Here is a 20,261-nt window from a genome sequence, read left to right on the forward strand (position 1 = left end):
AAAACAAGAGTAAGTGAAAGCATTGACGATGAAACATTTGGCATGCTTTTCTTTGCAGATATATTTTCTTTTGAAGAAATACATAGTGAGATAGAGAAAATATTAATTACGGATGATTTAGTAGAAAATTGGACATATCCGCTAATTCAACCCAAATTAATTGAAGAGGCAAAAAACAGAGGATATTTATAAAATTTAGGTTGTAGAATTGAAAAATCCGAAAAGTCTAAATAATCAAGGATATAATGAGTATTAAGAAACATAGTGAAAACAAAAAGTATTTTGTTCTATTTATTGCATATTAAGAAAGGTTGGACATCCAAAACAATTTGTGTCAACACTGTTAACACAAATTAGTTGGAGTAACCATCTTGCTATTATGTCCAAAGCAAAAACTGCAGAAAAGAGACATTTTTATATAACCCTTTGCATAAAGGAATCATATTCAGCCCAAGAGCTGGATAGACAGATTAATAGTGGTTATTACGAAAGATATATGCTATCCAAAGAAAAACTCCTGCCGGAGCCAATAAAGGGATTGAAAGAGAATCCGTTTTTGGACTCTTATGTTATTGAATTTCTTGATCTGCCAAAGAATTTCAAGGAGTCTTATCTACGAAAAGGTCTGATTCAGAATATGAAAGAGTTCATTCTGGAAGTAGGCAAAGATTTTACATTCATTGATGAAGAATATCGAGTACAGGTCGGTGGCGAAGATTTCCGAATTGATTTGTTATTTTTCCATAGAGGACTCAAGTGTCTGGCTGCTTTTGAATTGAAAATTGGTAAATTCAAACCGGAATATATCTCTAAAATGGATTTCTATCTGGAGGCATTAGATTGTCAGAAGAAAGAGAATAAAAATCCAAGTGTGGGAATGATTCCTTGTGCTTCTAAGGATGATGAAGTAGTGGAGCATGCGATGAGCAGAAACCTGTCTCCGATGATGGTAGCAGAATATAAACTGCAGTTGCCGGATAAAGCAGTATTGCAGAAAAAATTGCAGGAATTGATCAATATGCCGCTGATCAAAGAATAATTTTTGTTAAGTTGGCGTGAGTTCAATTTGAGTACAATTTTTATACCAGTCAAAATCTTGACAGAAAATATGGCGAATACAGCAATGAAAAGTAGCGAAAATGATATTAAGATCACTGTAATTAATCTCCTGTGAGACGAGTTTTAATAATAAAAATTGATACGAAGTATTTTAAACGACAGGCAGTCTATGTGATTGTCTGTTGTTTTTCTAATAACTGTATTTTTAAACCGGATATTGGAATTTTTTTAGTGTAAATTAAAGTTAGTAATTCATTGTTTTTTTGTTGTTCTTTGCTATAATTGATTCATAGTGATTGCTCAATACTGATTATTATGGGGCTTGTCACACCGGACTGGCGGCTCCACACCGTAAGATTCAATTGCAAGAAAAAGGAAATTATATAATCAGAATAGAACACAGAGTAAGCATATTTATTGATAAAATATGAATAGATTCAACTAAGTTTTACGGAAGTGAAAGTGTATGAGAAGTCTGGTACAGGCATCCCTGTGGGAGTGTCTCATGAGAATATTCAGAGGATTTGGATAACCTCATTTCTATCCGCTTTCTATGCATTTCCATTGTTGAAATCACCCACCGGAGGCAGGCGTATGATACGAAAAATGAAGTCAACAGATCTTGATAAAGTCATGGATATATGGCTTTTTTCTAATATACAGGCTCATGATTTTATCTCGGAGGAATACTGGCGGAGCAACTGGCAGCAGGTGCGTTCCATGCTTCCGGAGGCGGAAGTATATGTGTATGAGAAGGATGACGATATCAGGGGATTTATTGGAATGAGGGAGAACTATATTGCCGGTATTTTTGTGGATGAAAAGTTTCATTCCTGTGGTATTGGAGGGGAGCTTCTGGATTATGCAAAATCTGTGAAAAAGGAACTGAGTCTGTCTGTATATAAAAAGAATCAGGCAGCGGTCAGATTTTATTTGCGCAATGGTTTTGAGATCAGTTCTGAGGCAGAAGATGAGGCTACGGGAGAAATAGAAATGCTTATGAGATGGAAAAATGATGAATAAATATACAAAAATGAAAGAAAATTCTCAAGAATATGAATTGATCCGTTCCAAAAGAAAAAGTCTTGCTCTTCAGGTGAAGGGGGACGGAACAGTGGTGGTGCGGGCGCCGTTGAGGCTGTCAGAAGATAAAATTGATCGTTTTGTCAGGGAGCATCTGGACTGGATAGAAAAGCAGAAAGACGGGATTCAGGAATTAAGCGGTAAAAGGCATGTGATCACGGAACAGGAGAGGGCAGACGGGATTCAGAAGGCATTGAAGATTTTTCCGGAGAGGACAGCGTTTTTTGCTGAGAGAATGGGCGTAGATTATGGAAGAATTACAGTCCGGGAGCAGAAGACAAGATGGGGAAGCTGCAGTCAGAAGGGGAATTTGAATTTTAACTGGAAGCTGGTTCTGATGCCTCAGGAGCTTTTGGATTATGTGGTGGTTCATGAGCTTGCGCACAGGAAAGAAATGAATCATTCAGCCAGATTTTGGGCTATTGTAGAGCAGGAGCTGCCAGACTATCAGAAAAGAAGAAATGAGTTGAAAAAGATGGGACAACTTTTATAATCATACAGAGTTCAGGTCGCTGGAATTTACTGTGAACAGGGACTTATGAAATTCTTTGGCTATGAATGAAAAGTCTGCTAAGCCTCTGTCTGAGAGGAGAAAACCGGAAAAGTTGTGGTATTACCCAGAGTACAAAAATTTCTATGTTATACTGGTTTCTGGTTTCGCAGGCTATATCAGAGCTCAGGAGGTATCCAAATGGATAATCAAAGTATAATACACACGTTGGAAGTGTACTGTCCTTATTGCCTTTACTATGAATGAATAAATTTGAAAAAGTACACAAAATTTTCGTTACTTTGTTTTTGTGAGATTCCATATAGAGTTTAAGGTTTCTTCATGACAACATATTATGGATTCTAATGTGTAAAATTCTGCATTTGTTCATTTATAGGGTTTTATGTAAAAATACAGAGGAAATATAATGTATGGAGAAACGGAAAAAGATATGGTATAAATAATAAAAAATTATGCTAGGTGAAGCTGGTAACGCTGACAAGTAGATGAGTATGCAGAGATCATGTTCATATGTATGCAGCAATCCATCCTAAAATAAGTGCTCCAGGATTTATGTCATATTAAAAAGGGAAAAGTATATGAATGTTTTTTGAAAGGTTTCCAGAATTTTGTAATTTTACTTATACGAAAGAAGCAGAGAGGAGATTACCGCTATGCAGAGGGATGACAGATATAGAAAAATTATTCATGAAAATGAATATGTTTTGAAAATGCAAAATGAGGTTTTACCGTATTTGGAACGTAGGGTAAGTGAGGCATGGATTCCATGTGCGCCGGAAAACAGGGGGAGAGTTCATGTGTTAAGATATCTGGCAGATAAGGCCAGAGGTGTTGTGGTCATCAGTCATGGATTTTCGGAATCTGCGCAGAAGTATCCTGAGCTGATCTATTATTTTTTGCAGGAGCATTATCATGTTTATTTTCCTGAGCATTGCGGGCACGGACTGAGTTATCGTCTTACCGATGATCCGTCGCTTGTTCATTTGGACCGCTGGAACAGATACAGCCGGGATTTTCTGAGAGTTTCAAGGCTGATAAGAAAGGCGCATCCCGGGATGCCGCTGTATTTATTCGCTCATTCTATGGGAGGGGCAGTAGCGGCAATTGCTGCGGCAAGAGAGCCTTATATGTACAAAAAAGTAATTTTGTCTTCTCCGATGATCCGTCCTCTGACGGGAAATGTCCCTTATCCTGCTGCAATCAGAATTTCCCGGGCAGCCTGCAGAACAGGGAGAGAAATGAAGTATGTAGCAGGCCAGAAGCCATATGACGGAACGGAACAGTTTGAGACAAGTTCCGGTCTTTCACGTCCACGGTTTGAACGTTATAAAGAGATCCGCAGGAATAATATTGAGTGCCGGACGTTTTCTCCATCTTATGGGTGGCTGTATAATGCGGCAAAAATGAACTGGTATCTTCAGAGAAGCGCATGGAAGGACATTGCTGCGCCAATACTTTTGTTTCAGGCAGAAACGGACAGCCTGGTTTCATTAAAAGCGCAGGATATTTTTGCGGAAAAGATTAATAATTGTGGAAAAACCTCCTGTACTCTGATCAGGATGGCGGGAACAAAGCATGAGATTTTTAATGCGCAGGACGATATTTTGGAAACATATTGGGGACATGTATTTGGTTTTTTGAAAGGATAAAGAATTAATGTACAGATATTTTGCTTTGTATCTGATTTTTATAAATATTATAGCTTTTTGTGCCTATGGAATCGATAAAAAGAGAGCTGTGCGGAATCAGTGGAGGATTTCAGAGAAAGCGCTTCTGGGACTGGCTGTTCTGGGCGGCAGCATCGGAGCGTTGTTGGGAATGAAGGTGTTTCATCATAAAACAAGAAAAGCAAAATTCTTTGTGGGTGTGCCGGCGATTTTGGTTGCAGAAGTTATTGTGGGATTTTGGGTCATTGTATCTGTAAACAGGTAAAAATTAAATTTTGAATAAGGGAACCTTATAAATATAATGGATGTAAAACCATGGATGCGAAGCCAGAACAGCAAAGCATAACTATAAAAATGTCGTTTCAGTTATTGGCTGTAGGATGCTCAGCTGTGAGATTTGCCATAAAAAAAGTTCTGGAAGCAGAAATTATTTTTATGCTATTGTGTATGAAGGTGAAGCGAAAGGAACAGAGAAAAATGAAGGGAACAATCATATGTTATGGGGACTCTAATACCTACGGATATGATCCGCAGTCGCTGACAGGGGGCAGGTATCCTGAAAATATCTGCTGGACAGGCATTCTTCAGGAAAAATCCGGGTGGCTCATAAAGAATCATGGAGTAAACGGACGCTGTATCCCTCATAATTCTTCTCAGATTCACTTTTTCTGTGAACAGCTTAGAGACTGGTGTAAAATCAAAGGGCCTATAAGAATATGGATCATGCTGGGGACAAACGATTTTTTGACAGAGACAGGATTTACCGCAGAAGATGCAGGGAATCGTATGAAAAAATTTCTTCAGATACTGGTTCAGCAACTGGAAGTTAATAACCGGGAAATGAAAGTCCGGCTGATTGCCCCTCCTCCTGTAAAGCGGGGAGCCTGGGTAGATGAGGAACGAATCTGCCGGGAGGCGGAAAAGCTGGATAAGATATACAGTAAAGTAGCTGAAGAGCTGAACATGGATTTTACAGGGACAGGAGACTGGGAAATTACTGTGGCATATGACGGCGTTCATTTTTCCCAGGAAGGACACAGAAAATTTGCGGACAGACTGTTAGAAATTTTATATAATAAACCAGAATAGGGAGGCTGTTACAACAAGAAAAATTCTTTTGCATGTGTATATTCCAGATTCCCCAGTATAAAAGCAAAATCAGTATTTACTCATGTAGGGTTCATTTTTACAGATCCGGAGATTGCTCATAACCGGATAACAATCTATTAACTATAAAACAGAAACTCTGAAAAAGTGTACAAATTTCCTGCTTTTAGTTGAAATTCCCTGAGGAAGCTTACCAAAGAATTTCCCGGGAAAATTTATAAAGGAAATTTATCAGGGAAACGGAGGATAAATATGGCGAAAAAAATAGGAATCATATCAGATACTCACGGGCTGCTGCGTCCTGAGGTTCTGGAAATTCTCAAAACCTGCGACTGTATTTTACACGGGGGAGACATTAATAAGCCGGAGATCCTTGATCAGCTCCGTCCTCTGGCATCTGTTTATGTGGTGCGGGGAAACAATGACAAAGACTGGGCAGAGGGACTGGCAAAGACTCTCCGTTTTAACATTGAGGGTGTGGAGTTTTTTATGACACATAATAAAAAAGATGTGGCATGGGAGCTTGGAAGCGCTCAGGTTGTTGTCTTCGGACATACCCATAAATACTTTGAAAAAATAATTGATGACCGTCTGTGGATTAATCCGGGAAGCTGCGGACGACGCAGATTTGATCAGGAGATCACCATGGCTGTTATGCATGTGGATGCGGGGAAATATCAGGTGGAAAAAATAGTTATTGAACCGTAGAAGGTGTGGAAAACTGCAAACAGACCCAGATTTTATAAGTAGAAACAGACATTCACGAACAAAGATTCGAAAAAAATAAGTTCATCCCGTTTTATTGGACATAGCTTGTGATATAATCCTTTTTATCAAAAAGAAGTGTTCAGAAAATATGTTTGTACAGGGAGGAACTGAAGATGCAGAGTGGGCAGAGAACAGGCAGAGAAATGGCTGCATTTGTGCCGGATAAATATGATTCATACGGCAGAGGACGCGGGAAACAGGGAAAGGAAAAGCTTTCCGGAGGAAAGGCTTTGCTCTGGGGAATTGTGCTGACTTTGGAGATTATAATTCTTGGAGCTATGTTTCTTCATGTGGATTTTCATTCTGTGGACCGGATTGCATTGATTCTTGCATTTGTGGTAGTATATTTTGGAGTTGTAGCGGGACTGACAGACAGGTAGGAGTGTGTTTATGCCCAGATCATTTAATCAGAAGCTGAAGATCCTGTATGTAAAAAAGGTTCTTGAAGAAAAATCTGACAGGGATCATCCCATGCAGGTCAGAGATATCATTGCCAATCTTCAGGCTTATGGCATTAATGCAGAGAGAAAGACAATTTATGATGATATTGAGGCTTTGAGGCTGTTTGGGCTTAATATTCTGAATCGAAGAGGAAAGGTGTCAGGATATTATCTGGAAGAGAGGACTTTTGAATTTGCGGAATTAAAATTTCTCACAGACATGGTTCAGTCTTCTCACTGTATTCCGGCCAGATATGCACAGAAGCTTATCCGTAAACTGGAAGGGCTGACCAGTATTTATCAGGCGAAGAAGATGCAGAAACAGGCATTGACAGAATGCGGGAACAGAACGGAAAATGGAGAAGTATATGCAAATGTTGAGCTGATCTGCAATGCCATTGCTGCAGACAGGCAGATCAGCTTTTCTTATTATGAATGGACATCTGAAAAAAAGCTCAGACAGAAGAAAAACGGAGCTTTCTGCAAGATAAGCCCGTGGAAACTCTTCTGGAGAGATGACAGTTATTATCTTCTTGGCCTGGATGAAAACAGCGGAGTTGTCAAGCATTATCAGGCAGATAAAATGAAAGATATGCAGCTGGAAAAGGAAAAAAGAAACGGAGCTGCGATTTTCCGGGATCTTGAGCTTGGTAAATTTTCCATGGATGCGTTTGGAATGTCAGGCGGCAGAGACGTTCTGCTGAAAGCAGAATTTGACAATCATCTGATCGGAACAGTTCTGGATCGGTTTGGTACAGAGGTTACCATAAGAAAGTCAGATGAAGAGCATTTTCTTTTTCAGGCTCATGTCTGTGTGGGCAAGCAGTTTTTTGGCTGGCTTGCAGGTCTTGGAGAAGGAGTAAGGATCATTGGTCCTGAAAAGATCAGGAAAGAATACACAACCTTTTTAAAACAGGCGCTGAGAAATAATGAGGGAAGAAATGAGGACAAAAATAACAGTAAAATCCAGGCTTCTGGAGTTTCTGGAAAAAAATAAGGGTACAGTTATATCTGGAGAAAGAATCGCGGAGGAGCTTCAGTGTACAAGAGCTGCAGTGTGGAAAGCAGTAAAGACTCTTCGTGAGGAAGGCTATGAAATTGCAGCAGGCCCCAATAAAGGATATATGTTGTCCGTAGACAGCAATAAAATGGCAGAAGAGGGTATCCGGCCTTTTTTGACAAAGCCGGATGTTTTTTTGAAAGTTTATCCGGAGACAGAATCTACCAACAGAATTGCCAAACAGGCGGCGATAACCGGGAAGGCAGGTCATGGAAGCGCAGTGCTTGCTTACAGGCAGACGGCTGGAAGAGGCAGGAGGGGACGGGAGTTTTATTCACCGTATGACGCGGGGCTGTATCTCAGTGTGATTCTGGAACCGGAGGGAAGCCTTCAGGAAAGTCTTGTTCTGACAGCAGAGGCGGCAGTGGCTGTTTATAAAGCAGTAAAAGAACTGACAGGCAAAGAACTTGACATCAAGTGGGTAAATGACCTTTATTATCGCAATAAAAAGGTATGCGGGATTCTTACAGAGGCAGTTACGGATTTTGAAAGTGGGGACATTGAGTTTGCGGTTGTAGGAATCGGGCTGAATATTTATGAACCGGAGGAAGGGTATCCGGCAGAACTGGACGGGATTGCCGGCGCTCTTTATAAAAGCCGGGAAGAAGCTGCCGGAATAAACAGAAATCAACTGGCGGCAGCAGTGATCGATCATCTTCTGAAAGAGACACAGAAGCTCTGTATTCCCGGGGAATATATAGACAGAAGTATGGTCGTGGGGCGCAGAATCCGTATTATGGACAATTCAGGGCAACGGATTGTAAAAGCCCTTCAAATATGCCGGGATGGAAGGTTGAAAGTATTGGAAACAGACGGTTCGGAGAGTATTTTGTCCTACGAAGAGGTGTCGCTGAAAATATAGATAGTCAAAATAAAATTGGATGATTTGCATAAAAAATCATCCATTTTTTTGTACAAAATAGTAGAGAAAAATATTGACTTTCAGGGAGTGAAGAGTAAAATAAAGGAATCGAAAAAAAGCGGTCTGACCAAATCTCAGACTGAAAGAAAAGGAGGGAGTGAAACGAACAGTTTAACAGATGTGTTAAAAGAAGAGCTGAACTGTGAGACGGTTTTTACCATTCCGATTGGAAAAGGAATACCGGTATTTGAATCAGTTGTAGTTACCTGGGTGATCATGGCAGTGCTGGTAGTATTGTCGCTGATTCTGGTAAGGAATCTGAAAGTTGAAAATCCTGGAAAAAAACAGCTTCTTCTGGAATCGGGAATCGGCGCTCTGAGAAACTTTTTCCGGGGAATCCTGGGAGAGGACGGAGATCGGTATATCCCGTACATGATGACAGTAATTATTTATCTGGGAGTTTCCAATGTGTCAGGTATCTTTGGTGTAAAGCCGCCTACAAAGGACTTGAATGTTACGCTGGCACTTGCAGTTATGAGTATGTTTCTCATTGAATACTGCGGCATCCATAAAAAGGGTCTGAAAGGATTTTTTAAGAGCTTTCTGGATCCGATACCGGTTATGCTCCCGATGAATATTATGGAGGTCCTCATTCGTCCCACTGCCCTCTGTTTCCGACTTTTTGGTAATATTCTCGGAGGGTTTGTAGTAATGGCGCTTGTCGAGTTTGTATGCCCGGCAATTCTGCCAATTCCATTCAGCCTGTATTTTGATTTCTTTGACGGTTTTATACAGGCATATATTTTTGTCTTTTTAACATCCATGTTCATGAAAGAAACAATGGAATAATCGCTGCACAGGCAGCACAGTCACATTTATTTAACAATTCTAATGAAAACTCAGGAGGAAAAAATCATGACAAGTTTAATCGCTATCGGAGCAGGTATTGCAGCTTTAACAGGTATTGGAGCAGGTATTGGTATTGGTCTGGCAACATCTAAGGCAGTTGAGGCAATTGCAAGACAGCCTGAGGCAGAGAGCAAGATCAGCAAAAACCTTCTTCTTGGATGCGCCCTTGCCGAAGGTACTGCTATTTTTGGTTTCGTAGTAGGTCTTTTGATCGTTGTTATGCTTGGCTGATAAATTGTTACAAAAACAGAAAGGCAGGTACAGACGATGATTCAAATTAATCTGAATCTTGTCTTTACGATCATCAATCTGCTTGTTCTTTACATCCTTATGAAAAAGTTTCTGTTCGGACCCGTGATCCGGATCATGGATCAGAGAAAAGAAATGATAGAACAGCAGTTTGAGGAGGCAAAAAAGACAGAGGACAGAGCAAATCAGCTGCAGAAACAATATGAGAATGCTCTGAAATCAGCAAAAGAAGAATCATATCAGATTGTGGAACAGGCGAAACTGGAAGCAAAAACTCAGGCAGAACGCACTGCGGAGGAAGCCAGGGTTCAGGCGGATCAGTTGTTTGCCAAAGCCCAGGCAGATATTGCGGCTGAGCGTGAGTATGCCATGAGACAGATGCAGGGCGAGATCGGGAAGCTGGCAATGGAAGCTGCAGCCAGAATTGTAGGCAGCCAGGCCGGCGAGGAACAGGATCTTTCCATGTATGACCAATTTATAGAAAAAGCAGGTGATCCCAATGACAACGGCAGCTGTTAATTATGCAAAAGTTCTGTATGGGATGCCTGTTTCCATAACAACTGTTCAGGAAACAGAAAATCTTTTTCAGGAGAACCCGGAGCTTACACAGTGCCTGGGAAATCCGCTGGTATCGTTTGAGGCAAAAAGCCGGATCATAGACAGAACTGTTCCTCAGGATATGAGAAGTTTTGTGAAGGTTGCCTGCAGATATCATAAAACAGATCTTTTTGATGAAATATTTAATGAATATCAGGAACTCTGCAGAAAAGATGCAGGTGTCCTGCAGGCAGTTCTGATCTGTGTGACACCGCCCGGAGATGAACAGCTGGAAGGGATCCGGAATTTTCTGTGCAGAGAATTTCAGGTACAGAAGGTAGAGATTCGGATAATTGAGGACAAAAGCCTGATCGGTGGATTTATACTCCAGGCAGGCGGTAAAGAATATGACTGGAGTCTGCGGGGACGCTGCCGCAGACTGGAACAGAAACTGACCCGGAGGTGAACAGTTTGAGTACAATTAATCCAGATGAGATTATTTCAATTCTGAAAGAAGAAATAGAGAATTATGACGAGATCAGCAAAAACCAGGAGGTCGGTACTGTTATTTCCGTAGGTGACGGAATCGCCACAGTATATGGTATAGATCATGCCATGTACGGTGAAGTCGTGGTTTTTGAAAATGGTCTGAAAGGAATGGTTCAGGACATCCGCACAAACAGTATGGGATGCATTCTGTTTGGCAGTGATTCCGGAATCCGTGAAGGATCAAAGGTATCCAGAACCGGCAGACAGGCAGGCATTCCTGTTGGAAACGGATTTATCGGAAGGATTGTCAATGCTCTTGGCGCTCCGGTAGATGGAAAGGGAGAGATCAAAGAGGAAGAGTATCGTCCTGTTGAATATCCTGCGCCGGGAATCATTGACCGTAAATCCGTAACAGTTCCTCTTGAAACAGGAATCCTTTCTATTGATTCCATGTTTCCTATCGGACGCGGACAGCGTGAGCTGATCATTGGCGACAGACAGACAGGAAAAACCTCTCTGGCTATTGATACAATCCTGAACCAGAAAGGAAAAGATGTGATCTGTATTTATGTGGCAGTGGGACAGAAGGCTTCTACTGTTGCAAAGGTTGTTTCCACTCTTGAAAAACACGGGGCAATGGAATATACAACTGTATTTTCCTCTACAGCAAGTGACTGTGCGCCTCTTCAGTATATTGTTCCCTATGCAGGAACAGCCCTGGCAGAGTTCTTTATGTATCAGGGGAAAGATGTTCTGATCGTTTATGATGATCTTTCCAAGCACGCGGTTGCTTATCGTGCTCTGTCCCTTCTTCTGGAACGTTCTCCGGGCCGTGAGGCTTATCCCGGAGATGTATTTTATCTTCATTCCAGACTTCTGGAAAGATCCAGCCGTCTGAATGAAAAATCAGGAGGCGGCTCCATTACAGCGCTTCCGATCATTGAGACACAGGCAGGAGATGTATCTGCATATATACCAACCAATGTAATCTCTATTACAGACGGGCAGATCTTCCTGGAAAGCGACCTGTTTTTTGCAGGCATGCGCCCGGCAGTCAATGTAGGTCTTTCTGTATCCCGTGTAGGCGGTGCCGCTCAGACCAAAGCTATGAAAAAGGCATCAGGAAGTATTCGTATTGATCTGGCTCAGTACAGAGAAATGGAAGTATTTACTCAGTTCAGTTCAGATCTGGATGAGGCCACAAAGGCGCAGCTTACTTATGGAAGCTGTCTGATGGAACTTCTGAAACAGCCTCTTTGCAGCCCGCTGAAACTCCATGAGCAGGTAATCACCCTGTGGGCAGCTACGCATAAAGCCTTTGTGCATGTGGAGACAAAAAAGATCAAGCAGTATCAGAAGGAGCTGCTGGAATACTTTGACAATGTTTATCCGGAAGTGGGAAGAGAGATCAATGAGTCAAAACAGCTTTCTGATGAACTGGGAGAAAAGATCCTTCAGATTGCAGAGGAATTCAGAAGCCGTTCAGCTGCAGAATAATTAAGAGCAGGAGGAACCTATGGCAAACGCAAGAGAAATACAGAGCAGAATAAAAAGCGTCCAGGATACCATGAAGATCACCAATGCCATGTACATGATTTCCTCTTCAAAAATGAAGAAAGCCAAAAAGGTACTGGAGGATACAGAGCCATATTTTTATAATATGCAGGCTGCTATTGCCAGAATTCTGCGTCATATTCCGGATATCCAGCATCCTTTTTTCAGTGTTCGTCATCTTGTACCTCAGCAGGAGCGTAAAACCGGAATTATTGTAGTAACCGGAGATAAAGGAATGGCAGGAGCCTATAACCACAATATTACAAAGCTGACAGATGAGTTTATGGAAAAAACTCCGGGTTATCACAAGCTGTATGTACTTGGAATGGTAGGCCGTCAGTATTATGAAAAGAAAAGTGCAGATGTAGACGGAAGCTTTCGTTATACTGTGCAGAAGCCAACTATGCATAGAGCAAGACTGATCAGTGAGGAAATTGTAAGAGCTTTTCTTGACCGTGAGCTGGATGAGGTACATATTATTTATACTCAGATGCAAAATGCGGCAGTGATGGAACCTGTGGATATGCAGCTTCTTCCGCTGAAAAAAGCAAGTTTTTCACCGGCTCAGATTCCGGCGGGAGCTCCACAGGAGGAGATTGAAATGTTTCCTTCTGCAGATGTGGTTCTGGATACAATGATTCCCAATTATCTGACAGGTGTTATTTACGGATGTCTGGTAGAAGCCTATGCCAGTGAAAATAATGCGCGAATGACTGCAATGCAGTCTTCCACAGACAGCGCAAAAAAGATGCTGCAGGATCTTTCCATTCAGTTTAATCGTGCACGGCAGGCGGCCATTACACAGGAAATCACAGAGGTTATCAGCGGCGCAAAAGCCCAGAGAAGGAAGTGACAAGGATGAATAAAGGTAAAATTGTACAGGTTATGGGACCTGTTGTGGATGTTGTTTTTGAGCAGGGGGAGCTTCCGGATATCCGGGAGGCCCTGGAAGTGGAAAACAACGGAAAAAAATGTATTATGGAAGTCTCACAGCATCTGGGAAACCGCGTAGTGCGCTGCATTATGTTAAGTGCCAGTGAGGGACTTCAGAGAGACAGAGAAGTAATTGCCACAGGAAGCGGAATCAAGGTTCCGGTAGGAGACTGCACCCTGGGAAGACTTTTTAATGTTCTTGGAGAAACTGTGGACGGCGGTGAATCTCTGGAGGATAAGGAACATTGGGTCATCCACAGAGATCCGCCAAGTTTTGAGGATCAGAGCCCGGCAGTTGAGATCCTGGAAACAGGAATTAAGGTAATTGACCTTCTTGCACCTTATGCAAAAGGCGGAAAGATTGGTCTGTTCGGAGGCGCCGGAGTAGGTAAAACCGTGCTGATCCAGGAGCTGATCCAGAATATTGCAACTGAGCATGGCGGTTATTCTATTTTTACCGGTGTAGGCGAGCGTTCCCGTGAGGGAAATGACCTGTGGAGTGAGATGAAAGAATCAGGAGTTCTTGAAAAAACTGCCCTGGTGTTCGGACAGATGAACGAGCCGCCGGGATCCCGTATGCGTGTTGCGGAAACAGGTCTTACTATGGCAGAGTATTTCCGTGATACAGAACACAGAGACGTACTTTTGTTTATTGATAATATTTTCCGTTTTGTACAGGCTGGTTCTGAGGTGTCTGCGCTTCTGGGACGTATGCCGTCCGCAGTTGGATATCAGCCTACACTGTCTACAGAAATGGGAGAGCTTCAGGAGCGCATTGCTTCTACAAAAGCAGGTTCTGTTACATCTGTTCAGGCTGTATATGTCCCGGCGGATGACCTGACAGACCCGGCTCCGGCAACAACCTTTGCCCATCTGGATGCAACAACCGTATTATCCAGAAAAATTGTTGAGCAGGGTATTTATCCGGCAGTGGATCCTCTGGAATCCTCTTCCCGTATTCTGGAAGCAGACGTGGTAGGAGAGGAACATTATGAGGTTGCCCGCCGTGTTCAGGAAATTCTTCAGAAATATAAGGAACTGCAGGATATTATTGCAATTCTTGGTATGGAAGAGCTGTCTGATGAAGACAAAAATACAGTACATCGTGCAAGAAAGATACAGAGATTTTTATCCCAGCCCTTCCATGTAGCGGAAAACTTTACCGGAATCCCCGGAAGATACGTTCCGCTGAAAGAAACCATCCGTGGATTTAAGGCCATTGTAAACGGAGAGATGGATGAATATCCTGAAAATGCATTCTTTAATGTGGGAACTATTGACGAGGTTATTGAAAAAGCAAAAACCCTTGAACAGTAAGGAGTGAAGTTCATGGAAAGTACATTTGGCCTGGAAATCTATGCCAGCAATAAGCTGGCTTATGCCGGACGCGCCAGATCTCTGGTTGTTCCTGTAGAGGATGGAGAAAAGGCTTTTCTGGCTCATCATGCAAATGTGATTGTAGCAATTGTTCCCGGTGAGCTTCGGTATGAAGATGCTGACGGAAACAAGGTGGTTGCAGCAGTCAGCAGTGGTTTTGTGGAAATGATCAATAACCGTGCAAAGCTGTTTTGCCTTTCTGTGGAAAGACCGGAAGAAATTGATATTCGCAGAGCACAGGAGGCAAAGGAACATGCTGAGGAACAGCTCCGTCAGAAGCAGAGCATTCAGGAATACCACATGAATCAGCTGGCTCTGGCACGGGCAATGACAAGGCTTCGCGTAACGAAAAATCTGTAATATATTATATAGAAGAAATACCTGTAAACAGAAGAAATATTTATAATAAGAACGGAAGCTGTCCTGATGATTTATCAAAGGACGGCTTCCGTTTTTGGCAGGGTAAAATTTACTTTGCTTTTGATATTTTTTGAATTTGTTTTCAGCAGTTATAGCTGATCTGGATTGTGAAGACATTCAGGGGTCAGTTTGTCTTTTCTGTTCCGGCAGAAGCTTCCTCAGAAGCCGGAGCAGACTCTGCGGACTCAGTAACTGTCTGAGCGCTGGATGTATCAGTAGAAGATTTCTCAGAAACAACTGTCGATTCTGAGGATTCCGGCGTTTGTGTTTCAGTGGCTGAAGCTTCAGTTGTTTCCTCCCGGGACTGCTGATAAGGACGATAAGGCTCCCAGTAGTGTTCTTCCTTCCGGGGTTTTTCTGAAGTCTCTTCGCTGTCAAGCTCCTGCTTCTTTGTGTTAAGCATGTGGATGCCCGCAGCAATAATAGCAAGAGCAATGATAATAGACGGAACGTTATAAAACAGATCCATCAGAACATTTGCCACACCATCCGGAAGCAGCCACCAGATCAGCCCTGTCAGATTGTCCCATAAAATAGATATACCGAAGATGATCAGGAAAGCAGCAATCAGTTTGCGGTACTTTTTAACAAAATGATCGGCATTTCCGATAAACTGGTCAATGTGGAGAAGATAGCTGTCTTCCACAGCATAAAAATCGTCTTCAGACATGGATTTCAGATTGTGCACATGGAAAAAGCTGTAGCACCACATAATCGGAAGAAGCATTATGATAAAGCTCAGTGCAGACAGTGTTGCCAGTGCAACAGTGCCCCAGAACATAAGCATAATACTGATTCCCTGTTTAAAGAAGCCCATGTACATTTCTCCTGCGCCCGGGATCAGTGAGCAGATAAACAGCAAAAGTCCCTTTTTTTGTTTTGTCATTTTAAATCGCCTCCATTTAAGATTTTATTTGAAAAATTTCGCATATAATCACTTAGTTTATCGGAGCTGTGTGAAAGCCCTGTGGAAATATTCTGTGAAAACCGTGAAAGTGTTTCCGGGTGAGCGCTGTCTTCTGTATATACGGCAGATTTATCGAATTCCGGCATAGAAACCCTGGAAAAAGTACTGAAATCTGCCTGCTGAATCACAAAAAGAAGAAAAAGTGCGGCGATCACACCTGTTGCAGTGCGAAGTCCATAATAAAAAAGCTGCATTTTCCGGGACGTTGTGCGAACCGCCTTTGCTGCCTGAACGTCCGGTGCGGCTGCGCGGTTCAGAATCTGTTCTGCCAGATAGTCCGGAGCCGGCTGACAGGTATTTTGGATTTCTTCTTCGATCATCTGTTCCAGACAGAAGTCACACTGATCAAGATGCTCCAGAAAGTCAATCATTTCTTCTGTAGTCACAGCATCACTGTCTGTAAATTTTTTCAGAGATGTTTCCTGAATATGCATATCAGACTCTCCTTTCATTGACATTTCCCGGCGGAACCAGGAGTTTTTTCAGCATTGCCCTTGCCCTGTAAAGCTGTGTCTGGATGGTTTTTGGATTTTTCTGAGTCTGCCGGGCGATTTCTGTAACAGTAAGCTGTTTACAGAAATGCGAAACAGCAACTTCTTTATAGGGGCTTTTGAGCTGCTGGCACAGGGTATATACCTGCCGGTCAGAATCTGTTTTCAGATACAGGGCCTCCGGAGTAGAGGATGTGTCCGGTATCTGAGAAAAATAAGTATCTTCTGTGGGAATACTGCGCCGCCCGGCTGCCTTCAGAAAATCCAGACACTTGCGTACAGCGATTTTGCTCAGCCATGCTTTTTCATAGGTGCCGTCGAAACGGGAAAGGTTTTTGTAAGCAGACAGAAACACTTCCTGGGTCAGATCTTCTGCATCAAAAGGGTTTCCTACGGATTTCAGACAGATGGAGTAGATCAGATTCTGATACTGCTCCAGCAGATATTTCAAATATTCTTCCTGCGAAATACGATCATCCCCCTTCCTGATGCTGCCTGGATAATGAGCGGCAATGAAGCTTCCCGGCATTTTTTCTCCCGTTCATTATATTATAACGGAACAAAAAGAATAAAAACTTCAGAAAACCAGAAATTTTTTTATTAATATGTGATACAGGGCGCACAGATTGACGAAAAATCCGTTTATTTTCATACACTGGACAGATTGTAAAGCGAAAAGAATATGTTATAATATTTGACTATAACAGAACAGATTATCATATTCAGGCAGTACTTCAGCAGAACAGTGTATACACAGAAATTAAAGTCGTTGCTGTAAGCGAAGTCAGAAGTAATAAATCAGTGGAAAGATGAAGAACTGCAGGGTTTATCAGGAAGGAAATTATGGCAAGTATCAGAGATGTAGCGCAGAAAGCAGGCGTAGGAGTCGGCACTGTGTCAAGAGTGATCAATGGCAGCGGATATGTTGCAGAAGATACAAGAAAAAAAATTGAGTCAGCGATCCGTGAGCTGGAATATACCCCAAATGAGCTGGCAAGAAATCTTTTTAAAAACAGGACAGGTATCATAGGCGTTCTGGTTCCGGATCTGGATCATCCTTTTTTTTCCGCTTTTGCAAGGGAGACAGAGATTGCTCTTTATAAAGCAGGATATAAAGTGATGATCTGCAATACCATAGGAAGCAGCAACAGGGAACTGGATTATCTGAATATGCTGGACCGGAATATGGTAGACGGGATCATAACCGGTTCCCATACCCTTCATGTGGAAGAATACTTAAAAAGAAAGAGGACGATCGTGTCTCTGGATCAGGATTTCGGACCGGAGATTCCCATGGTAGGTTCCGACCACATTTACGGAGGCCGGGCTGCCGCAGAGATTATCATTAAAAACAAGTGCAGGAAAGTCCTTCATATTACCGGAGTGGCTCCTAATGTTGCTGCCAATGACAGACATGCCATTTTTGAGTCGATTCTTGCCGAACACGGAGTGGAAATCGTAGATCTGATGATGGAATGGAACAAGTTTGATCATCAGGCATACTGGGATGCCGCAAGGGAAGCCATACGCAAGTGCGACGGAATAGACGGGGTGTTTGCTGCAGACCAGCCGGCGCTCTGTTATATGCATCTTGCAATGGAGGCCGGAAAAAGAGTGCCGGAGGATCTGAAGGTAGTGGCTTATGATGGAATGGATATTACCAGGCTCTGTTACCCACAGGTTACAAGTATTGATCAGAATATCCGTTTTCTGGCGGACACCTGCGCTTCTACAGTAATAAAACTTATTGATGGAAGTGAACGGGTTCCACACAAACAGATTATGTCTGTAGAGGTCCATCAGGGGAATACTACAAATCCTGTTGTTCTGGACGGAAACTTCTGATTGTGCAATACATACAAAAAAATAACACTAAAACTGTAAAAACAGACGGAAATGTTATTTTGAATATGATTTTTAGATAAAACCTATTGACAAATAAGTCAGTAGGTTTTTTTATTAAGGCACAATATGGAACGGGTTCCACAGAGAGCGCAAATAAATTTATAAGAGAGCGCAGACTGTGATATATGGAACAGGTTCCCTGCTTTCCAGGCGCGCGGAAAGAACTCAGATTAAGGAGGAAGAGAACATGAAAAAAGCAATCAGTATGGCAATGGCAGCAGCGCTTGCTCTTTCAGCAGGAGCAACGACAGTACCGGTAATGGCAGATGATGTGACAGAGCTTACCATCTGGAGCCCCACAGATACAGAAGCGATCGAAGCATGGTGGGAAGAAAAGCTTGCAGAATGGAATAAAGAAAACCCGGATATCCAGGTGAAACGTGAAGCGATTGACCGTTCTGACTCATATGCCTATGATAACAAAATTGCCACTGCTCAGACATCCAATGATCTCCCGGATATTTTTTATGTGGATGGCCCTCAGGTATCCTATTATGCAGCCAATGGTCTGACTGTTCCTCTTGACGATTACTTTACAGAAGAAGATCAGAAGGACTTTGTGGATTCAGCAATCACACAGAACACATACGATGGTCATCTGTATGCTATTGGCGCAACAGAGTCATCCGTGGCATTTTATTACAATAAAGACTACCTGAAAGAATGCGGAGTGGATGTAGAGGATCTTGATTCCCGCACAATTGATAATCCGATCACCTGGTCTGAACTTGCAGAAATTGCAGAAAAATGTACCACAGAGGATTATGTAGGCACTCATATTATTATGGATCACGGCGAGGGACTTCCTTATGCACTGGAGCCAATGTATCTTTCTGCAGGAAAAGATTATATCAGTGAGGACGGTACAGAAGCTGACGGTTATGTAAACAGTGAAGAAGCTGTAAAAACTACCTCTTTCCTGGCTGATCTGATCGCAAAAGGCTATGCAAATGTTGAGCCGATCAAGGATGAATTTTTAAACGGAGCCTGCGCAACCATGATTGGCGGTTCCTGGGATACAGCTGTTCTGGAGGAAAGTGCAGAGTTTGACTGGGGCGTAACTTACTATCCGGTCAATGATGATACAAAGGAAGCTGTTTCTCCCTGCGGCGACTGGGCGGCAGCAGTAAGCAAGGATTGTGAAAATCCGGAAGCAGCAGGTAAATTCCTTCAGTGGCTGATGAATACAGACAATGTTGCTTCTTATGCGGCGGCTATTGCAAAACCTGCAACCCGTATTTCTGCTTATGACACAGAGGAAATGGCAGAATACAAAGAAGGCGTTCGCGCAGTATTTAAAGAGCAGCTTGAAAACACAGCAGTTCCGCGTCCGAGAACTCCTTCCTATGCAACTTTCTCATCTGCATATGCAGAAGCAATGACAAATATTTTCTCTGATGCATCCAGTAATGAGGAAGTGGATGAGGATTATATCCAGTCCGAGCTTGACACAGCAGCAGAAACATTTACAGACGATTATGAAACCTATTATGCAGAATAAAGACTGAGAAATTTACGGGATAGCCGCATCGCCTGGCGGTGCGGCTGTTTCTGACCTCTCAGTTTCTTTTACTGGCAGGAAAAGGAGGGAAAGATTATGGCAAAGACAAAAAAACTTACAGGCCGGAAACGAGATGAGAGAATTACTGCATATATGTTTGTAGCTCCTGCAGTGATTCTTCTGATCGCATTTCTGGTTGTTCCGATGATTTATACTGTATATTTCTCAGGATTCAAATATCAGATCATGAGACCGGACGCAATCAAATTTATCGGACTTGAAAATTATCAGAAGCTGTTCAGTGATAAGAACTTCTGGATCGCATTAAAGAATACGGTTTATTTTACAGTTCTTGTTGTACCGATCCAGTGT

The 20,261-nt window shown here is 42.4% G+C and carries 24 protein-coding genes and 1 pseudogene; 22 read left to right on the forward strand and 3 right to left on the reverse strand.

What is annotated here, in order from left to right:
* The 19 genes and pseudogenes from QVP40_RS11370 to atpC form a co-directional block, all read left to right on the forward strand.
* Positions 1 to 192 (forward strand): annotated as a pseudogene (locus tag QVP40_RS11370) (NUDIX hydrolase); the annotation flags it as partial.
* A 139-nt stretch (positions 193 to 331) separates the two neighbouring features.
* On the forward strand, positions 332 to 1,039 hold the full coding sequence (locus QVP40_RS11375) for a PDDEXK nuclease domain-containing protein (protein ID WP_288200525.1): 708 nt from the start codon (positions 332 to 334) through the stop codon (positions 1,037 to 1,039).
* Between the two features lie 614 nt (positions 1,040 to 1,653).
* On the forward strand, positions 1,654 to 2,082 hold the full coding sequence (locus tag QVP40_RS11380) for an N-acetyltransferase (RefSeq protein ID WP_022068526.1): 429 nt from the start codon (positions 1,654 to 1,656) through the stop codon (positions 2,080 to 2,082).
* The gene (locus QVP40_RS11385; RefSeq protein ID WP_390573372.1) at positions 2,075 to 2,635 is read left to right on the forward strand and encodes a M48 family metallopeptidase; all 561 of its coding nucleotides are present in this window, start codon (positions 2,075 to 2,077) and stop codon (positions 2,633 to 2,635) included. Before QVP40_RS11380 ends, QVP40_RS11385 begins: the two co-directional genes overlap by 8 nt.
* An 815-nt stretch (positions 2,636 to 3,450) precedes the next feature.
* Positions 3,451 to 4,302: an alpha/beta fold hydrolase gene (locus QVP40_RS11390; protein WP_287575571.1), complete on the forward strand. Its 852-nt coding sequence runs from the start codon at positions 3,451 to 3,453 to the stop codon at positions 4,300 to 4,302.
* 7 nt (positions 4,303 to 4,309) lie between these two features.
* Positions 4,310 to 4,585, forward strand: a complete 276-nt coding sequence (locus tag QVP40_RS11395) for a DUF1294 domain-containing protein (protein ID WP_022068529.1) — start codon at positions 4,310 to 4,312, stop codon at positions 4,583 to 4,585.
* Positions 4,586 to 4,710: 125 nt separating this feature from the next.
* The gene (locus QVP40_RS11400; protein ID WP_288200526.1) at positions 4,711 to 5,409 is read left to right on the forward strand and encodes a GDSL-type esterase/lipase family protein; all 699 of its coding nucleotides are present in this window, start codon (positions 4,711 to 4,713) and stop codon (positions 5,407 to 5,409) included.
* A 270-nt stretch (positions 5,410 to 5,679) separates the two neighbouring features.
* Positions 5,680 to 6,135, forward strand: coding sequence for a metallophosphoesterase family protein (locus tag QVP40_RS11405; protein ID WP_022068531.1), 456 nt, complete (start codon positions 5,680 to 5,682; stop codon positions 6,133 to 6,135).
* Between the two features lie 173 nt (positions 6,136 to 6,308).
* Positions 6,309 to 6,575: a hypothetical protein gene (locus QVP40_RS11410; RefSeq protein ID WP_022068532.1), complete on the forward strand. Its 267-nt coding sequence runs from the start codon at positions 6,309 to 6,311 to the stop codon at positions 6,573 to 6,575.
* A 10-nt stretch (positions 6,576 to 6,585) separates the two neighbouring features.
* The gene (locus QVP40_RS11415; RefSeq protein WP_022068533.1) at positions 6,586 to 7,632 is read left to right on the forward strand and encodes a helix-turn-helix transcriptional regulator; all 1,047 of its coding nucleotides are present in this window, start codon (positions 6,586 to 6,588) and stop codon (positions 7,630 to 7,632) included.
* On the forward strand, positions 7,577 to 8,557 hold the full coding sequence (locus QVP40_RS11420; protein WP_022068534.1) for a biotin--[acetyl-CoA-carboxylase] ligase: 981 nt from the start codon (positions 7,577 to 7,579) through the stop codon (positions 8,555 to 8,557). Before QVP40_RS11415 ends, QVP40_RS11420 begins: the two co-directional genes overlap by 56 nt.
* A 180-nt stretch (positions 8,558 to 8,737) precedes the next feature.
* Positions 8,738 to 9,406, forward strand: coding sequence for a F0F1 ATP synthase subunit A (locus tag QVP40_RS11425; protein ID WP_287575581.1), 669 nt, complete (start codon positions 8,738 to 8,740; stop codon positions 9,404 to 9,406).
* Between the two features lie 66 nt (positions 9,407 to 9,472).
* Positions 9,473 to 9,697 (forward strand): ATP synthase F0 subunit C, encoded by a 225-nt coding sequence (gene atpE / locus QVP40_RS11430; protein WP_022068536.1) that lies wholly within the window; start codon positions 9,473 to 9,475, stop codon positions 9,695 to 9,697.
* A 36-nt stretch (positions 9,698 to 9,733) separates the two neighbouring features.
* A complete protein-coding gene (gene atpF / locus QVP40_RS11435) occupies positions 9,734 to 10,234 on the forward strand; it encodes a F0F1 ATP synthase subunit B (protein ID WP_022068537.1) in 501 nt (166 codons plus the stop codon).
* Positions 10,215 to 10,718, forward strand: a complete 504-nt coding sequence (gene atpH, locus QVP40_RS11440; protein ID WP_022068538.1) for an ATP synthase F1 subunit delta — start codon at positions 10,215 to 10,217, stop codon at positions 10,716 to 10,718. Before atpF ends, atpH begins: the two co-directional genes overlap by 20 nt.
* 5 nt (positions 10,719 to 10,723) lie before the next feature.
* Complete coding sequence (gene atpA, locus QVP40_RS11445) at positions 10,724 to 12,238, forward strand: F0F1 ATP synthase subunit alpha (protein ID WP_022068539.1); 1,515 nt, start codon at positions 10,724 to 10,726, stop codon at positions 12,236 to 12,238.
* Positions 12,239 to 12,257: 19 nt separating this feature from the next.
* Positions 12,258 to 13,148, forward strand: a complete 891-nt coding sequence (gene atpG, locus QVP40_RS11450; RefSeq protein ID WP_022068540.1) for an ATP synthase F1 subunit gamma — start codon at positions 12,258 to 12,260, stop codon at positions 13,146 to 13,148.
* A gap of 5 nt (positions 13,149 to 13,153) precedes the next feature.
* Positions 13,154 to 14,545 (forward strand): F0F1 ATP synthase subunit beta, encoded by a 1,392-nt coding sequence (gene atpD / locus QVP40_RS11455; protein ID WP_022068541.1) that lies wholly within the window; start codon positions 13,154 to 13,156, stop codon positions 14,543 to 14,545.
* 12 nt (positions 14,546 to 14,557) lie between these two features.
* Positions 14,558 to 14,965 carry an ATP synthase F1 subunit epsilon gene (atpC, locus tag QVP40_RS11460; RefSeq protein WP_022068542.1) on the forward strand — a complete coding sequence of 136 codons (408 nt, stop codon included), beginning with the start codon at positions 14,558 to 14,560 and terminating at the stop codon, positions 14,963 to 14,965.
* 184 nt (positions 14,966 to 15,149) lie between these two features.
* Here atpC and QVP40_RS11465 read toward each other — a convergent pair whose 3' ends face one another.
* From QVP40_RS11465 to QVP40_RS11475, 3 genes are read right to left on the reverse strand one after another with little or no spacing between them, the layout of a single operon-like run.
* On the reverse strand, positions 15,150 to 15,911 hold the full coding sequence (locus QVP40_RS11465; protein WP_022068543.1) for a hypothetical protein: 762 nt from the start codon (positions 15,909 to 15,911) through the stop codon (positions 15,150 to 15,152).
* A complete protein-coding gene (locus tag QVP40_RS11470; RefSeq protein ID WP_022068544.1) occupies positions 15,908 to 16,426 on the reverse strand; it encodes a hypothetical protein in 519 nt (172 codons plus the stop codon). The genes QVP40_RS11465 and QVP40_RS11470 overlap by 4 nt, the downstream gene beginning before the upstream one ends.
* Before the next feature lies 1 nt (position 16,427).
* Positions 16,428 to 16,934, reverse strand: coding sequence for an RNA polymerase sigma factor (locus QVP40_RS11475; RefSeq protein WP_243873722.1), 507 nt, complete (start codon positions 16,932 to 16,934; stop codon positions 16,428 to 16,430).
* Positions 16,935 to 17,326: 392 nt separating this feature from the next.
* Here QVP40_RS11475 and QVP40_RS11480 point away from each other — a divergent pair, with 392 nt between their 5' ends.
* The 3 genes from QVP40_RS11480 to QVP40_RS11490 all read left to right on the forward strand — a co-directional run.
* The gene (locus QVP40_RS11480; RefSeq protein WP_022068546.1) at positions 17,327 to 18,328 is read left to right on the forward strand and encodes a LacI family DNA-binding transcriptional regulator; all 1,002 of its coding nucleotides are present in this window, start codon (positions 17,327 to 17,329) and stop codon (positions 18,326 to 18,328) included.
* Between the two features lie 271 nt (positions 18,329 to 18,599).
* The gene (locus tag QVP40_RS11485; protein WP_173752897.1) at positions 18,600 to 19,889 is read left to right on the forward strand and encodes an ABC transporter substrate-binding protein; all 1,290 of its coding nucleotides are present in this window, start codon (positions 18,600 to 18,602) and stop codon (positions 19,887 to 19,889) included.
* A gap of 96 nt (positions 19,890 to 19,985) precedes the next feature.
* On the forward strand, positions 19,986 to 20,261 hold a 276-nt coding region (locus tag QVP40_RS11490; RefSeq protein ID WP_442852292.1), incomplete at its 3' end, for a carbohydrate ABC transporter permease.

Origin of the sequence: Blautia sp. CAG:257 (genome assembly GCF_000433815.1) — a bacterium.
In the GTDB taxonomy this organism is placed as follows: domain Bacteria; phylum Bacillota; class Clostridia; order Lachnospirales; family Lachnospiraceae; genus Blautia_A; species Blautia_A caecimuris.